The sequence below is a fragment of the Jiangella asiatica genome, from assembly GCF_004349065.1.
GTDB lineage: Bacteria > Actinomycetota > Actinomycetes > Jiangellales > Jiangellaceae > Jiangella > Jiangella asiatica.
Window position 1 is genome coordinate 195,782 of sequence record NZ_SMKZ01000003.1, and the last position, 19,753, is coordinate 215,534.

Below are 19,753 nucleotides of genomic sequence, written 5' to 3' on the forward strand. Positions count from 1 at the left end.
ACAGACCGATGCGAGGTCCCCCTGTGACCAGCCGGCCGAACGTCCTGCTCATCACCGCCGACCAGTTCCGCTTCGATGCGATCGCGGCACATGGCAACCACCACGTCCGCACGCCCAACCTCGACCGGCTGGTGAGTCAGGGCGTCACGTTCCACCGCGCCTACGCCGAGTCGCCGGTGTGTGTTCCGGCCCGAGCGGGCATCCTGACCGGGCAGCTCCCTCATCGCAACGGCATCACCAGCAACGGGACACCACTGACCGACGGCACACCGACCGTCGTGCGGGAGCTTGCCAGCTCCGGCTATCACACCCAGGCCATCGGCAAGATGCATTTCACGCCGGTCCGGGCCAGTCACGGCTTCGACCGGCTGTGGCTCTCCGAGGAGATCCCGGAGGCGGCGGAGGAGGATGAGTACCTCATCGATCTCCTCGCCGCCGGCATGGACCACGTCCTGGAGCCGCACGGCATCCGGCATGAGCTGTACTACTCGCCGCAGCCTTCGCAGCTGCCCGCCCACCTGCACACCACCGCCTGGACGGGCCGGCGGACGCGTGAGTTCCTCGCGTCCCGCGTCCATGACAGCGCGCCGTTCTTCTGCTGGACCTCGTTCATCAAGCCACACCCGCCGTTCGACCCGCCGTACCCCTACTACCTGTGGTACGACCCTCTCGACATGCCCGACCCGGTCCGGGCCGACGACGAGCTCGGGCGGCTCGGCTATCACATCCACAACCAACACCGGGTGAAATGGACCCACCCGGAGCTGGACGTCACCCGCATCAGGGTGCTGCGCGCCTACTACTACGCCTGTGTCTCGCACGTCGACGCCGAGATCGGCCGGATTCTCGACCAGCTCGACGAGAGTGGACTGCGCGACAACACCCTGGTGATCTTCACCGCTGACCACGGCGAATACCTGGGGGACCACTGGGCATTCGGAAAACGCGGCTACCACGACTCGGCGGCGCGCATCCCACTGCTCCTCAGCTGGCCGGGAACCATCCCCGACGACGCGGTCAGCTCGGCGCTGGCGGGCCTGACGGACATCGCGCCGACGGTGCTCGCCGCGACCGGGGCGGATCCGGGCGGCCTGGACCCGGACGGCCACGACCTGCTACCTGTCGCCACCGGCCGGCAGGAGTCGGTTCGCGACGTCCTCCTGGGCCAGTACCACGTGGGCGCCCACGCCCTGTACTTCGCCATGAACCCCCGGTACAAGTACACCTACAGCGCGGCCGACGACCGGGAGTGCCTTTACCAAGTCGGGAGCGATGAGACCACCGATCTCACCGGCGACGGTCGCTACGAGGGCGATCTGACGAAACTCCGCAACGCGTTGATCGACCGGTTGGCCCGCGACGGCTACCACGAACCGCTGGACGACGACGGCTGGCGGAGATACCCGCCGCCGGGCCCGCATCCGTCGCACGATGACCGCGAGGCGCGCGGCCGGGGGCGTCAGTATCCCCGCTGGAAGGGCCCTGACGATCTCCTGAGGTCCTACGGCGGCTCTGGTCTCGATCCGTGATTGGGAGGCCGGTGGTCGAGGCAACGACCCGGACAAGGTCGACGGCGCCGTCGTAGAGTGACGACCTGGAGCCTGCGAGATCGGCCGGTGCAGCGTCGGATGGTCACATGATCACGGACGCCTACACCGCGCTCCGCTCGTCCGAGACCGCGCTGTTGGTTCTGGAACCACGGCCCGGGAGTGTCCCGTGGGGCGCCGCTCGTTCGTCATGTAAGTGAGAGTCCGTCGTCCCGGAGGGTTTGCGATGCTGTACGCGCTGGTGATCTACGCCGAGCCCGGTCATGACGAGGGGTTGTCGCAGGCCCAGCGTGAGGCGGATCGCGCCGTGTACGCGGCGTTGGAGGAGGATGCCCGGTTTGCCGGTGGTGTGCGGTTGCAGCCGGCGGAGACGGCGACGTGTGTGCGGGTGACCGGTGGGCGGATGTTGGTGACGGATGGGCCGTTCGCGGACACCAAGGAGGTGTTGGGGGGTGTCGCGTTGGTGGAGGCGGCGGATCTGGACGAGGTGTTGGAGATGGCGGCGCGCGTCCCGGCGGCCCGGTTGGGCGGGGTGGTGGAGGTGCGGCCGGTGGCGCGCCGCTGAGGCGGGTTGTCCCGGCTGGAAGAGATCCGGCCCCACATGTCCCCACCGCCGGCGCCCGTTCGTCGCTTGGGTATGACAGAACTCGCGACACGAGCCGCGGGAGGGCTTCGCCAGCGCATCGCCGGCGAGGTGGTCCTGCCCGCGGACGAGACGTACGACGACCACCGCAACGCCTTCCAGCACGAGGGCAGTCCCGCCGTCATCGTGAGAGCTCGCACCCACGACGACGTCCGTCACGCCATCGACCTCGCCAGCGAGCACGACCTGGTGCTCTCCGTGCGCAGCGGCGGCCACAGCCTTCCCGGGTTCGGGACGAACGACGGCGGTGTGGTGCTGGACCTCACCCTGATCGACCACGTCGAGGTCATCGACGCCGCCCGCCGGATCGTCCGGATCGGCTCGGGCGCGAGGTGGGAGGACGTCGCCCGCGAGCTGGGCCCGCAGGGCCTGGCGATCTCCTCCGGCGACACCACCAAGGTCGGTGTGGGCGGGCTGATCCTGGGCGGCGGCATGGGGTGGATGGTGCGCAGGTACGGCCTCACCATCGATGCCCTGGTCGCGGCCGACGTGGTCACCGCCGACGGTCGAGTGCTGCGGGCCAGCGCCGAGGAGAACCCCGACCTGTTCTGGGCGCTCCGCGGCGGCGGCGGCAACTTCGGCGTGGTGACGCACTTCGAACTGGTCGCCCAACCTGTCCGTGAGGTGTACGCCGGGTCGATCGTCTACCCGCGCGCGGACCTGGCGGCTGCGCTGAAGGGTTGGCGCGACGTCATGCGCGCGGCGCCGGACGAGCTCACCACGATGGTCGGGATCCTGCCCGAGATGCTGATGCCGGAGTCCTTCATGATCGGCGTCTGCGTTGCCACCGGCGACGCAGCGGCCGCGGAGAAGATCGTCGAGCCGTTGCTCGGCATCGCCGCGGTGACCGCCCAGACCCTGACGATGAAGCCCTACGGCGACGTCCTGGAGGAGCCGCCGCCTCCCCCACCGCCCGGCCTGAGCCCGGTCGCCGCGAACAGCTTGACGGCCGACCTCAGCGATGAGCTGATCGACCTGTACGCGGCCGGTCTCGCCGGTGACGCGCCGATGGTGGGGCAGCTGCGTGCCCTCGGTGGCGCGATGTCCAGAGTGCCCACCGGCGACACCGCGTTCGCGTACCGGGACAGCGAGGCGATGCTCTCGGCGGTCCTGTTGTCGCCCGCGCCCGAGGCGCACGCGGCGTTCGGGGCGTTCCGCACGTCGCTCGCTCCGCACACCCGTGGCTCCTACGGAAACCTGATGACCTCCGTCGACCCGGACGACGTCGCGGCACTGTATCCGCCGGAGACGTACAAGCGGCTGGTGGCGATCAAGGGGTCCTACGACCCGGAGAACGTCTTCCGGCGGAACCTCAACATCCCGCCCACATGATGTGACGGGGCGTCGTGCGTCACAGGGGCGCTGTGGGGATCGTGCCGGCGACGTAGTGGCTCTTGATCACGGCGGCGATGTCCTCCTGCCAGGCGATCATGTCCGCGCGCAGCTGCGCTTCGGTCCGGGTGCCGGTCCTGAGGTCGGCCATGAAGGCGTCGTATTGGTCGAAGGCCCAGTTCTCGATGCCGAAGGTGTACTTCTGGATGCCCCCTTCGCCGTAGTAACCGCCGGCGCCGACGAGCGCGTCCACGTCGATGGAGTGGTCGACGTTGCGGCCGCAGCTGTACCCGCAGGCGGCGTCGTCGGTGTAGTCGTAGACGAGGTGGCGCTTGGCGTTGCTGGCCAGGTACATGTCGGCCAGCTCGTCCGGAACGGTGCCGGCGAACGGGAAGACCGGCACGAAGACGCTGACGGACGGTTCGCCGAGGGCCACCCAGATCGTGGTCAGCCTGCCGTCGTACGGGTCGCCCGGCTTGGCGCCGACGCTGACGAAGCCGAAGGTGGAGACGAACCGGTTGACGTGCCAGCCGGTGGGCTTCTCCCCGGTGTACGGGAGGTCGCCGATGCTGCGCGACAGCGACTCGATGGAGTGCTCGGTCGGGATGCCGTGTGAGGGCACCTCCTGCTGGATGAAGTACCGGTAGCTCTTGTCGTGGGGGTCGTCCATGCGGATGCCCACACGGGTGTGGCGGTAGACGGCGCTGGAGGAGTCCTCCCAGTCGTGGATGCCGTCCGGGGTGTCGCCGCTGTTGACGATGTCGCCGTTGGCGTCCACCGTCGTGACCTGCTCGTCGACGAAGAACGGGAAGCCGGTGGCTTTGGTCCAGGCGACCTTGCTGAAGTTGGTGCGCCAGTCGAACCCGCCGTATGCGCCGTCGGCCGGGTTGGGCTGGTCCTTGTCGTCGTCGTGGGGCGAGGTGTAGGTGCCGTCGGGGTCGGGCAGGTGCTCGGTGGTGACGTTGTCGCGGGTGAAGCTGTCGCCGTCGATCTCGAACGTGGCGGCATTGCCCCAGCGGTCGAAGACGCTGATGATCGTCGAGGTGTTCCGGGCGGTGCTGCCGTTGAAGCCGCCGCCGTCGTTGGTGTCGCGCAGGATCTGCTCGACCTCGTCGACGTGCTCGGCCCGCGACAGCAGGACGTGGTTGAGGTAGCCGCCGGTCATGCCGTTGGCCAGGTCCTGGGAGACGGGAAAGCCGTGGTCGGCGGCGAACGCGGAGGTCAGCGTGTGCCCGGCCACCTGGACCAGGCCGAGGCCCCGGTCGTTGCTGCCTGACCACGGGATGCGGCCGCCGGTGATCGCGTCGACGCCGGACGTGCCGTGCGCGGTGATGCCGGTGTAGTCGAACCGGGCGGTGTAGCGGTCGCCGGCGCCGAAGGACGAGCCGTCGGCGGCGTAGGCGTAGGGGAACACCTGCCAGCCGTCCGGGGTGGACCAGTGGTCGCGGTTCTTCCAGATGACCGGCCGGCCGTCGACGGTGGAGCTCCCGGTGGCCGTGCCGGAGCTGGACGCGTGCGCGGACGAGGTGGACACGAGGATCATGGCCGCTGCCACGCAGCCGGCTGCGCACGCGCTCAGGACCCTCATGAGGTCACCCCGACCCGGGTCAGGCGGCGGGACCGGTCTACGAGGTCGGCGAACAGGACGTGCGCGGCGGCGTCGCGCTCGGCGAGCTCCTCCGGGTGCCACTGGACCGCGAGGACCTGGCCGTCCGGCGTCTCGACGCCCTCGATCAGGCCGTCGTCGGCGAAGACGGTGGCGAGGAGGCCGGCGCCGATGCGCTTGATGCCCTGCCGGTGGATGCTGTTCACCCAGAGCTGCTCGGAGCCGAGCAGACCTTCCAGCCGTCCCCCGTGGGCGCGCACCGGGTGCGCGAGATGGTCGCGGCTCTGGTCGGGCCGGTGGAAGGGTGCGTATGAGGTGTTGGCCAGCTCCTGGTGCAGCGACCCGCCGTAGTAGACGTTGACGACCTGCAGCCCGCGGCAGATGCCGAAGATCGGCAGGCCGCGCCCGATCGCCTGGTCGAGGATCGCCCACTCCAGCTCGTCCCGCGGCAGGTCCATGGTGGGTTTCACCCCGGGTTCGATGCCGGAGCCGTACCGGGCCGGCTGGACCGACGCGCCGCCGGCCAGGATCAGCCCGGCGGCGTCGTCGGGCAGGTCGGGGACGCAGTCGCCGGGCACCACGACTCGTGGCTGCCCGCCTGCGCGCTCGACGGCCTGCTCGTACGGCTCGGGCGGGGTTTTGTGGCCTGCGGTGATGACGATGAGGGGTGCGGGCATCGCGTGGGCCTCCGGGATCATTTGAGCCCGGTCATGGTGATGCCCTTGACCAGGCGGCGTTGGAACAGCACGAACAGGACGAACAGCGGGAGCAGCGAAACCAGCGACATGGCCGACATCGGCCCGAGGTCGGAGCCGGACGTGGCGTCGAGGAACATCCGCAGGCCGACGGAGAGCGTGTAGTTCTCCGGGCTGTTGAGGTAGATCAGCTGCGGCATGTAGTCGTTCCAGGTCCAGATGAAGGTGAAGATCGCGGTGGTGGCGATGGCCGGGCGGATCAGCGGCAGGGTGACGTGCCACAACCGCCGCCACGGACCGCAGCCGTCGAGCACGGCGGCCTCGTCCAGCTCGCGGGGGAGTCCGCGCAGGAACTGCACGGACAGGAACACGAAGAACGCGTCCAGGGCCAGGAACTGCGGGACGATCAGCGGGAGGAAGCTGTCGGTCCAGCCCAGGGTGTGGAAGATCGTGTACTGCGGGATCAGCAGCACTTCCTTGGGCAGGAACAGGATGCCGATGACGACCGCGAAGAGCGCGGCCCGGCCGGGGAAGGACAACCGGCTGAAGGCGTAGGCCGCCAGCGTGCAGCTGACGACGTTCCCCACGACCGCCGCCGTGGCGATGATCGTCGAATTGAGGAAGAACGTGCCGAACGACTCGACCCCGGCGCCGTCCCAGCCCTGCACGAAGTTGTCCAGCGTCCACGACTCCGGCAGCAGCGACGTGCCGGCGATGATCTCGCTGGTCGGCTTGAGCGACGTCAGGACCATCCACAGCACGGGGTACAGCAGCGCCGCCAGACACAGCCCTGCGACGGCGTGCGGCCACAGCGCGCCGCCGCGGCGGCGCCGGGTGATCGGCCGGCTGGTCGTCTGGTCAGTCGCCATAGTGCACCCACCTGCGCGACGTCCAGAACAGCAGTCCGGCGACGACGGCCAGGACGGCGAGCATGACCCAGGCGATGGCCGAGGCGTACCCCATCCGCTGGTACTCGAACGCCTGCTGGTAGAGGTTGACGGCGTAGAACAGCGTGGAGTCGGCCGGGCCGCCCCGCCCGTCGCCCACCAGCTGCGCGGGCGTGAACGTCTGGAACGCCGAGATCACGCCGAGCACCAGGTTGAAGAAGATGATCGGGCTCAGCATCGGGATGGTGATCCGGGTGAAGGTGGTGACCGGTCCAGCCCCGTCCAGCGCCGCCGCCTCGTAGACCTCAGCTGGTATCTGCTGCAGGCCGGCGATGAAGATGACCATCGGCGCGCCGAAGCGCCAGATCTCCAGCGCGACGATCACCCAGAGCACGGTGGACGGGTTGTTCACCCACGACCGCTCCTCGATCCCGAACGTCGCCAGGAAGCTGTTCACGCCGCCGCCGTAGTCGAACAGCGCCCGCCAGGTGATCGATACCGCGACGCTGGCACCGAGCAGCGACGGCAGGTAGAAAAGGGCGCGGTAGACGCCCTGGCCGCGGCGCGACGGCGAGAGCAGGAGCGCCGCCGCCAGTGCCGCCGCGAGCTGCAGGGGGACCGCCACCACGACATAGCCCAGCGTGAGCCGCATCGAGTGCAGGTACCTGTCGTCGTCGCCGAACAGCTGGCGGTAGTTGTCCAGCCCGACCCACTCGGGCGAACCGAGCAGGTTGTAGTCGGTGAAGGAGAGGTAGAGCGAGAACGCCAGCGGCACCAGCACCAGCCCGGCCACGCCGACGAACCACGGCGTGAGGAACACGTAGCCGGACCTGGACCGGGTGAAGTCGTGTCCCGGCCGGCGGCCCACCCGTGGGCGGCGCTCCGGTGACCCCGATCCTCCCTCCCGGACAGGCGCGCCACCGGCGTCCGGGCGGGCGAGCGCTGGAAGTGTCGACATGCTCAGTGGCCGGAGTCGATGAGCTGTTGGGCCTCGGCGACGAACGCCTCGGCCGCGTCAGCGGCGTCGCGCTGGCCGAACAGCACTTCCTGCGAGTAGCGGTCGAACATCTCCGATCGGATGTTGCGCGTCCCGGCCGGGTCCGGTGCCGGTGCCGGCCTGCTGTTGCCGTCCTGGCTCAGGTACTCGACGTACTCGACGATCTGCTGTTCCTTGGCGTCCAGCCCGTCCTTGACGGACGCGGCGATGCTCTGGTTCGGCGGCACGCCACGGGTCAGGCCGAGGATCTCCCCGGCGTCGGGGTCGTTGACGAGGAAGTCGACGAGCGCGACGGCCTCGTCCGGATGCTCGGTCTCGGCGTTGACCGCCCAGCTGTTCGAGCGCATCAGGTACACGCCGGGGTTGCCGGCCTCGTTCGGCAGCGGGCCGTACGCCCATTCGTCGTTCGGCAGGGTGATGCTCGTGCCGTAGATGCTCATGGCGACCTGGTTCTTCGCCACCGGTGACTCGGTGACGTCGCCGCCGGCGCTGGCCACCGTCACGTCGGCGGGCGGCACGGCGCCGGCCTCGCGCAGATCGGCCCAGTAGGTCCACCAGTCCACGAGGTCCGGTGCCTCGAAGCCCAGGGACGAGCCGTCCTCGCTGAACCAGTCGCGGTCGCGTTGGCGCAAGAAGACCTGGAAGTGGTTGGGGAGCGAGCTGCTGTCGGCCAGCGCCCAGCCGCCGTCGTCGATCGTCGCCTGGATCTCGACGGCGAGGTCGGCGAACTCCTCCCAGGTGGTCTCCGCGGTCGGCAGCTCGAAGCCGGCGGCATCGAACGCCGACGGCCGGACCACCAGCGCCATCGGGCTGCTGCCGGCCGGGAGCTCGTAGAGCCGGTCGTCGACCATCGCCTGGGCGAGGAACCCGTCGTCGATCTGCGAGGTGTCCAGGACGTCGTCGTACTCGCCGAGATCGAGGAGCAGGCCCTGGTCGGCGTACGTCGTCACCTGGTCGTCCTGGAACACGTCCGGCGCGGCGTCGGAGGCGAACTGCGTGTTCAGCTTGTCGTAGTAGCCGGAGAACGAGGCCGGGCTGACCTCGACGTCGATGTCCGGGTTCCGCTCCTCGAACAGCTCGACGGCTTCCTGCGTGGCCTCGGCCCGGGCGGGATTGCCCCACCACGTCATCCGCAGCGTGACCGCGTCGGAGGTGTTGGCGCCGGAGTCCTCGCCGTCGCCTGCGGATCCGCAGGCCGCGGCGGTCAGTGCCGCGACGAGCAGGGCTGTGCAGAGTCTGGTGCGCATGGGTGTGCTCCGTTCTCGCGGGTCAACGGGCAGCGTCGACGGGGTCGTCGCCCGGTGGACGACGGGTGGTGCGTGGCGGCTCAGCGCGAGGCGACGTGCAGCCGCTGGAGGTCGAGCATCAGCTCACGGTCGGACTTCAGTGTCTGGACCAGATGGTGTAGCGACTTCTCCTGAGGGACGTGCTTGAGCTCGATGAGGGCGTGGTGCGGCCCGGCCAGTTCCCGGACGCGTTCGGTGGCGGCGGACGTGTGCAGCACGACGTCGGTCCGCTCCAGCGCGTCGGCCATCGCCGCCGGGTCCGCGTCGCTGACGAACGGCAGGTCCGTCAGATCGGGGCGCTGGACCCGCAGCAGGTCGGCGTAGATCGGCCGCGTCTCCGGCCGTGCCACCAGCAGCGGGGGAGTCGCCGAGGTGGCGCCTGGCACGCGGGCGAGCAGCCTTTCCTCCAGCCGGGACACCACCGTCAGGACCCGGACCGGCCGGTCGGTGAGCAGTCGCTCCACCTCGCGCGCGTGGAAGGCCAGGCTGACGACGTACGTGGCGCGGCCGAGCTCAGCGGCGGCGTCGCCGGTGCGCAGCCGCTCCAGGCTGACCGCACGGACCGTACCGATGTCGGCCTGGACGTGCTCGGAGATCAGCTGGGCGTATCGTGCGGTGGACGCGGCGACGCCGACGAACACGACGTCGACGCCGTTCTGGAGCAGGGCCAGCCGCTGCGCCATCGCCCTGGCGGTCTCGCGCGGCTCCGATCCGGTCCGGATCAGGTCCGCGAGTGCCGCGTCTGCCCGCGCCCAGGTCATGTCGGGGCTCGCGACGTCGCTGCCGGTGCTCTCCGGCAGTGTGGTGAAGGTGCCGGCGCCGCGCTGCGTGACGACCAGGCCGGTCTTGCCCAGCTCCTCGTAGGCCTGGCGGACGGTGTCGACGGCGACACCGAGCTGGCTCGAGAGCGCGCGGACGGACGGCAGCCGCGTGCCGGTGGGCACGGCGCCGGTGGCGATCGCGTACTCCAGCTGGGTCTTCAGCTGCACCCAGATCGGCACGCCCGAGCTGTGGTCGGCCTGGAGCCGATGCCAGGGCTCGGGAAGCGCGCCGTCCGGATGCGTCATGCTGTTATACAACACCCCAACAGTTTGCTCGTCAAGTACGGCCGCGGACCTGGCTACCGTGACGGTGTGCACCGCGAAGATGTCACGACGGCACCGTCGATCGTGAACCACGCCGCCGCGATCGCCGGGGTTTTCGGGGTGCTGCGGGTGGCCGGCCGGGGACGACGCGGACGCACCCTTGCGGCAATAGTGCACAAACCCGGATCATGTCCGGGCCAACTTTCTGGAGGAGATGATGATGGGCGGCGTCGATCGTCGGACCTTTCTCGCGTGGCTGGGTAGCACGGCCGTCGGCACCGGCGCGGTCGGATGGTTGTCATCCGGCTCCGCCGCGGCGGCCGAGCGCGCCACCGTCGACGCGGGACTGACCGTTCTGACCGGCGCGACACTCATCGACGGCACCGGCGCGCCGCCGGTGCCGTCCGCGACGGTGGTCCTGGCAGGCGAGCGCATCCTCGCCGTCGGGCGGAACCGGGACGTTCCCGCCATCGCGGGCGTGCGGGTCGTCGACCTGGCCGGCAAGTACGTCGTTCCCGGGCTGTGGGACGTGCACACCCACAGCTCCGAGATCGCAACCACGTTCCCGCCGATGCACCTCGTGTACGGCGTCACCGGCATCCGCGAGATGCGTGGCTCTGCCGAGACGCACGACGTGTGGGCGCGCATCCAGCGCGGTGAGCTCGACGGACCCTCCATGGTCATCGCCAGCAAGGTCCTGGACGGGCCGGACTCGCGCAACCCGTTCAGCGTCCCCATCGTCACCGAGGAGGATGCGCGTCAGGCCATGGCCGAGGCGAAGGCCGACGGCGCTGACCTCGTCAAGGTCTACTCCTTCATGGATCGCCAGACGCACGCCGTGATCGCTCGGGAGGCGGACCGGGTCGGGCTGCGGATCGCTGGTCACAGCCCGTCGCCGATCCCGGTCCAGGACGCGATCGACGTCGGGCAGCTCTCGATCGAGCACAACTACGGGATGCACCTGTCCACGTCCGCGGACAGGGACGAGTACTTCGCCCAGCTCGAGCAGATGCCCGACGACGCGGACGACCCCAACTGGTGGGGCTGGCAGGCCTCGACGCTCGAGCGCGAGGCGTTCCGGACCTACCGTCCCGAGTTCGCCGCCGAGCTCGCCGGTCGGCTCACCGAGCGCGGCGCCTGGCACGTCCCCACGCTCGCGGTGGAGTCGTCCATCTCGCGCCACCCGTCGAAGCACCTCGAAAACCCCGAGCTGGTCGAGCTGATGGAGCGGTTCATGCCGCGCAGCCTGCGCGAGGAGTGGGTGACGTGGATCGGCGCGTGGCCCCCGTGGACCCCCGAGCGCGAAGCCATGGAGCTGGCGTACTTCGACGCGAAGCTCCAGCTCGTCGGCGACATCGCCGCAGCGGGCGGGAACACCGGCACCGGCACCGACACCGGCGTCGCGTTCGTCTTCCCGGGCCTGGCCACGCACGACGAGCTGGAGCTGCTGGTCCGCGCCGGCATGTCGCCGATGCGCGCGCTGCAGGCGGCCACCCGCGACGCGGCCCGCTGCGCCGAGCAGGAGCACGTCGCCGGCACGGTCACCGCCGGCAAGCGCGCCGACCTGCTGGTCCTCGACGCCGACCCGCTGGCCGACATCCGCAACAGCCGCCAGATCCACGCCGTCGTCGCCCGCGGCCGCTACCTCGGACCGGCGCAGCGCCAGGAGATCTTCGACGAGCTGGAGCAGGCCGCCCAGGAGAGCTGAGCCCGGTGGCGGTTCAGCGGGTGATGCGCATGCGCACCAGGTCGGTGCGCTGGTAGGACACGCCGTGGGCGACGGGCTCGCCGCGGCGGGCGAACGTCGTCTGGGTCGCGCGCAGCACCGGGGCGCCGTCGTCCAGGTCGAGGGCGCGGGCGTCCTCGCCGTGGATGCAGACGGCTTCCAGCTCGGTCGACGCGTGCATGGCCGCGCCGGGAGTGTGCCGGTTCAGCAGTTCGTACAGGGACGTGTCGATGTGCAGCATCGGGTTGGGGTCGATCGGCCGCCCGAACAGCTGCGCCGGGATGATCTCGCTCATGAGCGCCGACGGTGCGCCGTTCACGGCGAAGAGCCGGCGTACGTGCCAGGCCTTGGCGCCGCCCTCGATCTGAAGCGCCGCCGCTGACGCCGTCGGCGGGGTCACGAGGTCGCAGGAGGCGTCGAGGAGGGTGACGATCCGGCCGCCGGCGCCGACACGGTCGCGGTACGACTCGATCTTCGACATGTTCAGCGACGCCACCTTCGGGGGCGCGCTCACGAAGGTGCCGGCGCCCCACCTGCGGGTGACGATGTTCTCCGCCGCGAGGACGACCAGCGCCTCCCGCACCGTCGTCCGGGAGACGTCGAGAGTCTCGGCGAGGTCCTTTTCCGGCGGCAGCCGGTCGCCGGGCCTGAACTGGGCCGCGATGAGGTGACGCAGCCGCAACAGCGCGCTCTGTGCCGCGGAGTCCCGCCTCATGCTCGACTACCGTCCTTGTCCGAGATCATCGGTCGTCGTCGGTGGACCGCCACACCGACTCGAGCACCCGCAGCGTGTTGCCGCCGAGCACCTTGCCGATGTCTGCATCAGAGTATCCGTGCTGCACCAGCCAGCCGGTGATGTTGTGGAAGCTCTCGCCCGGATTCTCCACGCCGTCGACGTAGTCGACCATGGGGTGTTCGGGCCGCCCCTCGTCCTTGTGGGCGTAGTTGCCCGCGTAGGTGCGGTGCACGGCCACGTGGTCGCCGAACATGGTGTCCGGGCCGAACGTCACGTGGTCGATGCCGACGAGGTCGACGCAGTACTGGAAGTGGTCCATGAAGGACTCCAGCGAGTGCGTCAGGTGCCGCTCGGACAGGGTCGTGTGGGGTGCGGCCTCGATGCCGATGATCCCGCCGCGCTCAGCGCAGGCGACGATCACCTCGTCGGGCTTGAGCCGGGGGATGGGCCAGACGGCGCGGGCACCGGCGTGGGTGATCACGACCGGCACGGACGACGACTCGATGACGTCGAGGCTGGTGCGGTCGCCGCAGTGCGAGATGTCGATCGCCATGCCGAGCTTGTTCATCCGCTCCACGGCCCGCCGGCCGAAGTGCGTCAGGCCGGCGTCGGAGCGCTCGGACAACCCCGAGCCCAGCAGGTTGGCCTGCGAGTACGCGATGCCCAGTTGCCGCACACCGAATCCATAGAGCATGTCGATCCGGTCGAGCTCGTTTTCGATCATGGTCGCGCACTCGAGCCCGGCGACGAGGGCCAGCTGGCCGGCCGCCTTGGCGTCGCGGATGTCCCGCACGGTCGTGGCGTGGACGACGAAGTCCTGCTTGGCCAGGTCCGCCAGCCGGAAGCCGAGCGCGTAGATCATGTCGTCCCACTTCCAGCCGTGCTGGCTGGTGACGCACGATGCTCCGGCCATGAAGTTGTCGACGACCGCGGTCAGCCCGGAGTGGGCCAGGCCCTCGTAGGCGGTGCGCTGCCGGCCGGTTCGGTTGTAGCGCCGGATCTCGTCGGGGTTCTCCGGCAGGACGACGGCGTGCTCGTGCAGCGAGATCACGATGTTCTCGTCGAGCAGCCGGGCGACCCGCGCCCGCTCGTCCTCGGTGAGCCCGCCGTCGTACACGGGGACCCGGCCGACCTCGGCGGCGAGCTCGAAGTCCTGATAGTCGGCACCGGCCTGGAGGTACGAGTACGCGCGGTAGCCGTCGTACGCCGGCGCGGGGGACGTCATGGTCACTGTGCTCCTCGGTATCACGCGGTCGCAGGTTCGGCCTGCTCCGGCATGGGGTGGTGGCAGGCGAACGCCTGCCGGTGCCGGTCGTCGCCGACGAGCTGCGGCTCGACCGTCGCGCACTCGTCGGTCGCCTTCCAGCAGCGGGTCCTGAACCGGCAGCCCGACGGGGGATCCACAGGGCTCGGCGGGTCGCCGTCGAGCAGGCGGCGCGTCCGCCGCCCGCGCACCCGCGGGTCGGGCACCGGCACGGCGGACAACAGCGCCGACGTGTACGGGTGGCGGGGGCTGCCGTAGACGTCGCGCCGCGACCCGAGCTCGGCCAGCTTGCCGAGATACATCACGCCGACTCGGTCGGAGATGTGCCGGACGACGGACAGGTCGTGTGCGATGAACACGTAGGCCAGCCCGAGCTCACGCTGCAGGCGCTGGAACAGGTTGACGACCTGCGCCTGGATGGACACGTCGAGTGCGGAGACCGGTTCGTCGCAGACGACCACGTCGGGGGCGAGCGCGAGCGCCCGCGCGATACCGATGCGCTGCCGCTGCCCGCCGGAGAACTGGAACGGATACCGGTCGAGGTGGTCCGGGTCGAGCCCGACCAGCTCGACGAGCTCGGCGATCCGCGCGGCCTGCTGCTTGCGCGGCAGCAGGTCGCGGTGGATCTCGAACGGCTGACGGAGCAGCTCGCGGACCGTCCGGCGCGGGTTGAGCGACGTGTACGGGTCCTGCAGCACTATCTGCACGCGTCGGCGCAGCTCGCGCAGCCGGCGGCCGCGCGCGGCGTGTACGTCGGCGCCGCGGAACCGGACGGTGCCGGACGTCGGCGTCTCCAGCCCGACGATCATGCGGGCGAGCGTGGTCTTGCCGCAGCCGGACTCGCCCACGATCCCGAGGGTCTCGCCGGCGCTGAGCTCGAAGCTCACCCCGTCGACGGCCCGGACGACAGGTGCCGGGCGGCCGGGCAGGACCGCGCGGCGGCTGGCGAAGTGCCGGGTCAGGTCATCGACGGAAAGCACAGGTTCAGATGCGGCCATGGAGGACCTCCTCTCGACGGTGGCAGGCACTCGCCCGGGCGGCCGGTGGGTGCGCCGGCGTCGGCGGTGCCGAATCCGGCGGCGCCAGCTCCGGCCGGGACGTGGAGCAGATGTCCACGGCGACATCGCATCGTGTCGCGAACGCGCAGCCGGCCACCCGGCTCAGGACGGTGGGCGGCGAGCCGGGGATGGCCCACAGGCTGACCTCGTCCTGGTCGAGGCGGGGGATCGAGTGCAGGAGGCCACGGGTGTAGGGGTGCCCCGGGCGGGCGAACACGTCCTCGACCTTGCCGCGTTCCACCACCCGGCCGGCGTACATCACGGCCAGCGTGTCCGCGGTCTCGGCGACGACGCCGAGGTCGTGGGTGATGAGGATCATGCCCATGCCGGTCTCGTCCTGCAGGTCCAGGAGGAGGTCCATGATCTGCGCCTGGACGGTCACGTCGAGCGCGGTGGTCGGCTCGTCGGCGATGAGCACGGTCGGTTCGAGGGCGAGCGCCATGGCGATCATCGCCCGCTGCCGCATCCCGCCGGAGAACTGGTGCGGGTACTCCTTCGCCCGCCGCTCGGCCGCGGGGATCCGCACCCGCGCCATCAGTTCCACCGCGCGGGCGGCGGCGGCGCGCCGGCCCAGGCCGCGGCGGGTGCGCAGCAGCTCGGCGATCTGCTCGCCGACGGAGAACACCGGGTTGAGGGCGGAGAGCGCGTCCTGGAAGACGATCGCGATGCGCTCGCCGCTGATGAGACGCCGTTCCTCGGCGGAGGACCTGACGAGGTCCTTGCCCTCGAACAGGACCTGGCCGGCGGTGATCCGGCCGGGCGGGTCGATCAGGCCCATGACGGAGCGGGCCGTCACGGACTTGCCCGACCCGGACTCACCGAGCACGGCCAGCGTCCGCCCGGCGTACACGTCGAGGCTGACGTCCTGGACCACCGGGCGGACCCCGTCGCGGGTGTCGAACTCCACGCACAGGTCGCGCACGCTCAGGACCGGCGCGCCGTCGACAGGAGGGCGTCGGGCGGTGACGACCGTCGTCTCAGGCATGGGGCACGACCCCGACATCGTGGAGGAACTCCCTCACGGTCGCCTGGAACAGCTCGGGCTCCTCCAGTTGGGGGGAGTGGCCGGAATGCTCGAACACCACGAGCCGGCCGTCGACGACCCGCTCGGCGATGAGCTGCGACGCGGGGACCGGCGTCCGCCAGTCGTGCCGGCCGACGGCGACCAGGACCGGGCAGGTGATCTCGGGCAGCCGGCCGGTGAGGTCGTAGCGCGGCATGTTCACGCCGAACGCGTGGTTGTGCGTGGCGTAGTGGTACTGGGTCGCGGCGGCCTTCCGCTCGACCGCCGCCGGGTCGTAGTGGTGGTCGTAGAGCGGCAGGATCGCCCGCCAGTAGCGCTCGAACTCGGCGTTGTCGGCGAAGTTCCCGGTGCCGATCCGCTCGATCGCCCACGGGTCGATCGTCACGACGTCGAACGCGCGGGCTCGCTCGACGGCGAGGTGGTCGTGCGACGTGTCCGCCGCGGTGTCGCGGAGCACCAGCGCCCGGACCCGCTCGGGGTGGGCCAGCGTGTACTCCATCGCCAGGAAGCCGCCGTACGACCCGCCGGCCATCACGATGTCGCCGAGATCGAGCCGGTCGCGGATCTCCTCGATGTCGGCGACCCACTGCTCGTGGCTGAACGGGCCGTCGTCGGACGACGAGCCGGAGCCACGGGCGTCGAACGTGACGATCCGGCACGCGTCGGCGAACGGGCCGAACGACCGCAGCGGCTCCGACCGCGACCCCAGGCCCGGCGCGCCGTGGTGGACCACGAGGGCCGGAGCCTCCACCGGCCCGAGCTCCTCGATGACGATGCGCGCGCCGTTGATCGTCTCCGTGTGGGTGCGAGAGGTGGTCATGCCGCGATCACGTTCTCCTCGATGGTGCGCGGGTACGTGGTGAGCCGTTCGGGTCCGCCGTCGGTGACGAGCACGGTGTCGGAGATCCGGTAGCCGCCGTGTCCGGGGACGTAGACGCCCGGCTCGCTCGACAGCACCATGCCTGCGGCCAGCGGGGTGGGGTCGCCGTCCTCGACCCACGGCGCCTCGTGCTGCTGGACCCCGATGCCGTGGCCCTGCCGGTGGCGCAGGTACTCGCCCATCCCGGCGTCGCGGATGACGTCGAGGCACTCGGCGTTGACGTCGGCGCAGGTCCGGCCCACCCGCATGGCCTCGGTGCCGACGTGCTGCGCGCTCCGGGCGGTCTCGAAGTAGCGCCGCTGGTCCGCGCTCGGCTCACCGATGACGAAGGTCCGCTCGCTCTCGACGAAGCGGCTCAGGACGGACGCGCCGAGCGACAGGATCAGCGTGTCGCCGACCTGGACCCGCCGGCTGCTGGGCAGCCCGTGCGGGTTGGCCGCGTTGGGGCCGGCGTAGACGAGGCCGCCGGCGAGCTTCGTCGTGAACACGACATGGTCGTAGCGCTGGTAGATCAGGTCCGAGCCGTGGCCGACGACATGCCGGGCGATCTCGCCCTCGCGGGGGAGCTCGCGGCCGGCCGACAGCGCCTCCTCGATGTAGGCGCGCCCGGCCGCGAGCATGGAGTCGCAGATGTCCGCGGCCTGGCGGTGCAGCTCGATCTCCTCCGGTGCCTTGGTCAGCCGCAGGCCGGCGACGACGTCGGAGACCTCCCACGTGACGTCCGGCAGCGCGGCGCCCAGCTTGCCGAACGTGCTCACCGACATCGACGAGGTGTAGGCGACGCGGCCGGCGGCGAGGCCGCGGTGGCGCAGCAGGTCGGCGAAATGCTCCTCCGGGCTCGTCACGCCGGGGTACTCGAAGTACGTCACGACCGGGGCGTGGGTCCGCTGCTGCTCGGCGTACTGACGGTCCAGCTCCGGCACGAGCACGAACCGGTCTCGGTCGGCGCCGACCCACAGGTACACCGGGCGCTCGGTCACCGCGTAGCAGAAGCCCACGAGGTACGCGACATCGGCGGGCTGGGTGACCAGGATCCCGTCGTAGCCGGCGGCGCCGATCCGCTCGACGACGCGGTCGAGCGTGCCGAGGTAGAACGAGTCGGGCAGGTGCACGGTACGTCACACTCCTCGGGTGCGCGGGTCGCGCGAGTCGTTGTAGCGGATGCCGGCGATCGTGGCGGCCAGGACGAGCAGCAGGATCGCCAGCGACGGGAACAGCGTCTGCCACCAGGCCGAGGCGATGGTGCCGGAGCGCTGGGCGTTGAGCAGGATGCGGCCCCACGACCACGACGACGGGTCTCCCATGCCGAGGAAGGAGAGGCCGGCCTCGGCGATCACCGCGCGAGCGGCGGTGAGGAGGACGTTGACCACGACCAGCGGCATGACGGCGGGCAGGATCTCGCGGGAGATGATCCGCGTGGCGCCCGCACCGAGCACCCGGGCGCCGTCGATGTAGGGCATCGCCGCCACGACGAGCCCGTTGGCCCGGATCATCCGGGTCACCTCCGGCCACGACAGCAGCCCGATCACCGTGATGAGCGTGACCACGCTCGGACCGGCCAATGCGGTGACGAGGATCATGAGCGGCAGCATCGGCAGGGACAGCATGACGTCGGTGAGCGTGGTCACGACCGGGTCGAGCCGCTTCACGTACGCGGCGGCGAGGCCGAGCAGCGTGCCGATGCAGATCGCGATCAGCGACGCGACGGCGCCCACCATGAGGCTGATCCGGGTGCCCCACACGACCTGGGCGAACACGTCCTGACCCAGGTCGTCGGTGCCGAACCAGTGATCGGTAGACGGCGACTGCAGGATGTCGGTCCCGAGCCCGCTGGGCGAGTCGACGGACAACGGCCCGACGAGCGCGATCACCACGAACATGCCCAGCACGCCGACCGACAGCCACCCGGACGGCGCCGAGAAGAACCCTCCGGCGCGGCGACGCCTGGCGGTGGTCATCGCGGCCGACGGGGTGTCGACGGTGAGGTTCTGCGGCTCGGTGCTCATGTGCGGATCCTTGGGTTGAGAACCATCGAGAGCAGATCGGTGACGAGGTTGGCCAGCACGACGGTCACGGCCAGGACGACGAATGCGCCCTGCAGCACCGGATAGTCCAGCTGCTGCACCGACTCGAAGATCAGCCGGCCGACGCCCGGGTAGGCGAAGACGGTCTCGGTCAGGACCGCGCCGCCGATGAGGGTTCCCAGCTGCAGGCCCATCAGCATCAGGGCCGGCAGGACGGCGTTGCGCAGCGCGTGCCGCCACACGACCCGCCGCTGGGTGAGCCCGCGCGAGCGTGCGCTGGTGATGTAGTCCTCGCCGAGTACCTCGACCATGTTGGTGCGCAGGGTGAGGGCGTACGGTCCGAGCTGGACCAGGACGAGCGAGAACAGCGGCAGTGCCAGGTGGTGCAGGAGTGAGGCGTAGGCCGCGAGCCCTCTGGTGTCCGGGTCTATGGCCTGTCCGATCGGGAACCAGCCGAGGTTCGACCCGAAGACGACCAGGAGCAGGATCGCGACGCTGGGGATGAACAAGGCGTTCGAGGTGATACCGAAGAACTGCACTCCCCGGTCCACGAGGCCGCCCCGCCCGACGGCGGCGTAGACGCCGAGCGGGATGCCGACCAGCAGCGTCAGCACGAACGCCGAGCCGGCGAGCAGGAGCGTCCAGGGCAGCCGCGACAGCAGCAGGTCAGCGACCGGGACGAGCTGACGGAAGGACACCCCGAGGTTGCCCTGGACCAGCTGGCCCAGGTACAGGACGTACTGCTGCAGAATCGGCTTGTCCAGGCCGTACTGGCTGCGCAGTGCCTCCTGCATCTCCGGGGTCATGTCGCCCTCGACCACCAGGAGGGTGGGGTCCGCCGGCAGCAGCCGCAGCAGGAAGAACGTCACCGTCACGGCGATCCAGATCGTCAGGATCGCGCGCAGCAGTCGACTCGCGGCGTACCTCAACACGGCGTGCTACCAACCCTCCTGGTGTGTCGCG

Annotated in this window: 18 protein-coding genes; 4 read left to right on the top strand and 14 right to left on the bottom strand. The window is 70.4% G+C overall.

All coding sequences use genetic code 11. The features are described 5' to 3' along the window. Positions 1 to 23 precede the first annotated feature (23 nt). From E1269_RS04030 to E1269_RS04040, 3 genes are all read left to right on the top strand, one after another. Complete coding sequence (locus E1269_RS04030; protein ID WP_162606228.1) at positions 24 to 1,529, top strand: sulfatase family protein; 1,506 nt, start codon at positions 24 to 26, stop codon at positions 1,527 to 1,529. A gap of 244 nt (positions 1,530 to 1,773) precedes the next feature. Then, positions 1,774 to 2,112 (top strand): YciI family protein, encoded by a 339-nt coding sequence (locus E1269_RS04035; protein WP_131891550.1) that lies wholly within the window; start codon positions 1,774 to 1,776, stop codon positions 2,110 to 2,112. Between the two features lie 72 nt (positions 2,113 to 2,184). After that, positions 2,185 to 3,522, top strand: coding sequence for an FAD-binding oxidoreductase (locus tag E1269_RS04040; protein WP_239000764.1), 1,338 nt, complete (start codon positions 2,185 to 2,187; stop codon positions 3,520 to 3,522). A gap of 19 nt (positions 3,523 to 3,541) precedes the next feature. Here the strand turns inward: E1269_RS04040 and E1269_RS04045 are convergent, their stop codons facing one another. From E1269_RS04045 to E1269_RS04070, 6 genes are all read right to left on the bottom strand, one after another. Further along, a complete protein-coding gene (locus tag E1269_RS04045; protein ID WP_131891556.1) occupies positions 3,542 to 5,110 on the bottom strand; it encodes a C45 family peptidase in 1,569 nt (522 codons plus the stop codon). After that, positions 5,107 to 5,805: a gamma-glutamyl-gamma-aminobutyrate hydrolase family protein gene (locus E1269_RS04050; RefSeq protein WP_162606230.1), complete on the bottom strand. Its 699-nt coding sequence runs from the start codon at positions 5,803 to 5,805 to the stop codon at positions 5,107 to 5,109. The genes E1269_RS04045 and E1269_RS04050 overlap by 4 nt, the downstream gene beginning before the upstream one ends. Before the next feature lie 17 nt (positions 5,806 to 5,822). Then, positions 5,823 to 6,692, bottom strand: coding sequence for a carbohydrate ABC transporter permease (locus tag E1269_RS04055; RefSeq protein ID WP_131891562.1), 870 nt, complete (start codon positions 6,690 to 6,692; stop codon positions 5,823 to 5,825). After that, positions 6,682 to 7,668 (bottom strand): carbohydrate ABC transporter permease, encoded by a 987-nt coding sequence (locus E1269_RS04060; protein WP_131891565.1) that lies wholly within the window; start codon positions 7,666 to 7,668, stop codon positions 6,682 to 6,684. The genes E1269_RS04055 and E1269_RS04060 overlap by 11 nt, the downstream gene beginning before the upstream one ends. Before the next feature lie 2 nt (positions 7,669 to 7,670). Beyond that, complete coding sequence (locus E1269_RS04065) at positions 7,671 to 8,954, bottom strand: ABC transporter substrate-binding protein (protein ID WP_131891568.1); 1,284 nt, start codon at positions 8,952 to 8,954, stop codon at positions 7,671 to 7,673. An 80-nt stretch (positions 8,955 to 9,034) separates the two neighbouring features. Then, positions 9,035 to 10,060 (bottom strand): GntR family transcriptional regulator, encoded by a 1,026-nt coding sequence (locus E1269_RS04070; protein ID WP_131891571.1) that lies wholly within the window; start codon positions 10,058 to 10,060, stop codon positions 9,035 to 9,037. Between the two features lie 238 nt (positions 10,061 to 10,298). Here E1269_RS04070 and E1269_RS04075 point away from each other — a divergent pair, with 238 nt between their 5' ends. Next, entirely contained in the window at positions 10,299 to 11,786 is a 1,488-nt protein-coding gene (locus tag E1269_RS04075; protein ID WP_131891574.1) for an amidohydrolase family protein, read from the top strand. Between the two features lie 13 nt (positions 11,787 to 11,799). Here the strand turns inward: E1269_RS04075 and E1269_RS04080 are convergent, their stop codons facing one another. The 8 genes from E1269_RS04080 to E1269_RS04115 are packed head-to-tail and all read right to left on the bottom strand — an operon-like array spanning position 11,800 to position 19,722. Next, positions 11,800 to 12,519: a GntR family transcriptional regulator gene (locus E1269_RS04080; protein WP_131891577.1), complete on the bottom strand. Its 720-nt coding sequence runs from the start codon at positions 12,517 to 12,519 to the stop codon at positions 11,800 to 11,802. 25 nt (positions 12,520 to 12,544) lie between these two features. Continuing rightward, positions 12,545 to 13,765, bottom strand: coding sequence for a dipeptidase (locus tag E1269_RS04085; protein ID WP_131891580.1), 1,221 nt, complete (start codon positions 13,763 to 13,765; stop codon positions 12,545 to 12,547). Positions 13,766 to 13,785: 20 nt separating this feature from the next. Then, entirely contained in the window at positions 13,786 to 14,802 is a 1,017-nt protein-coding gene (locus E1269_RS04090; RefSeq protein WP_131891583.1) for an ABC transporter ATP-binding protein, read from the bottom strand. Beyond that, the gene (locus tag E1269_RS04095; protein ID WP_131891586.1) at positions 14,789 to 15,847 is read right to left on the bottom strand and encodes an ABC transporter ATP-binding protein; all 1,059 of its coding nucleotides are present in this window, start codon (positions 15,845 to 15,847) and stop codon (positions 14,789 to 14,791) included. Before E1269_RS04095 ends, E1269_RS04090 begins: the two co-directional genes overlap by 14 nt. Continuing rightward, a complete protein-coding gene (locus tag E1269_RS04100) occupies positions 15,840 to 16,706 on the bottom strand; it encodes an alpha/beta fold hydrolase (protein WP_131891588.1) in 867 nt (288 codons plus the stop codon). Before E1269_RS04100 ends, E1269_RS04095 begins: the two co-directional genes overlap by 8 nt. Then, positions 16,703 to 17,878, bottom strand: a complete 1,176-nt coding sequence (locus E1269_RS04105; protein ID WP_131891591.1) for a M24 family metallopeptidase — start codon at positions 17,876 to 17,878, stop codon at positions 16,703 to 16,705. Before E1269_RS04105 ends, E1269_RS04100 begins: the two co-directional genes overlap by 4 nt. A 6-nt stretch (positions 17,879 to 17,884) precedes the next feature. Beyond that, complete coding sequence (locus tag E1269_RS04110; RefSeq protein WP_131891594.1) at positions 17,885 to 18,772, bottom strand: ABC transporter permease; 888 nt, start codon at positions 18,770 to 18,772, stop codon at positions 17,885 to 17,887. Further along, a complete protein-coding gene (locus E1269_RS04115) occupies positions 18,769 to 19,722 on the bottom strand; it encodes an ABC transporter permease (RefSeq protein WP_131891596.1) in 954 nt (317 codons plus the stop codon). The genes E1269_RS04110 and E1269_RS04115 overlap by 4 nt, the downstream gene beginning before the upstream one ends. Positions 19,723 to 19,753 lie beyond the last annotated feature (31 nt).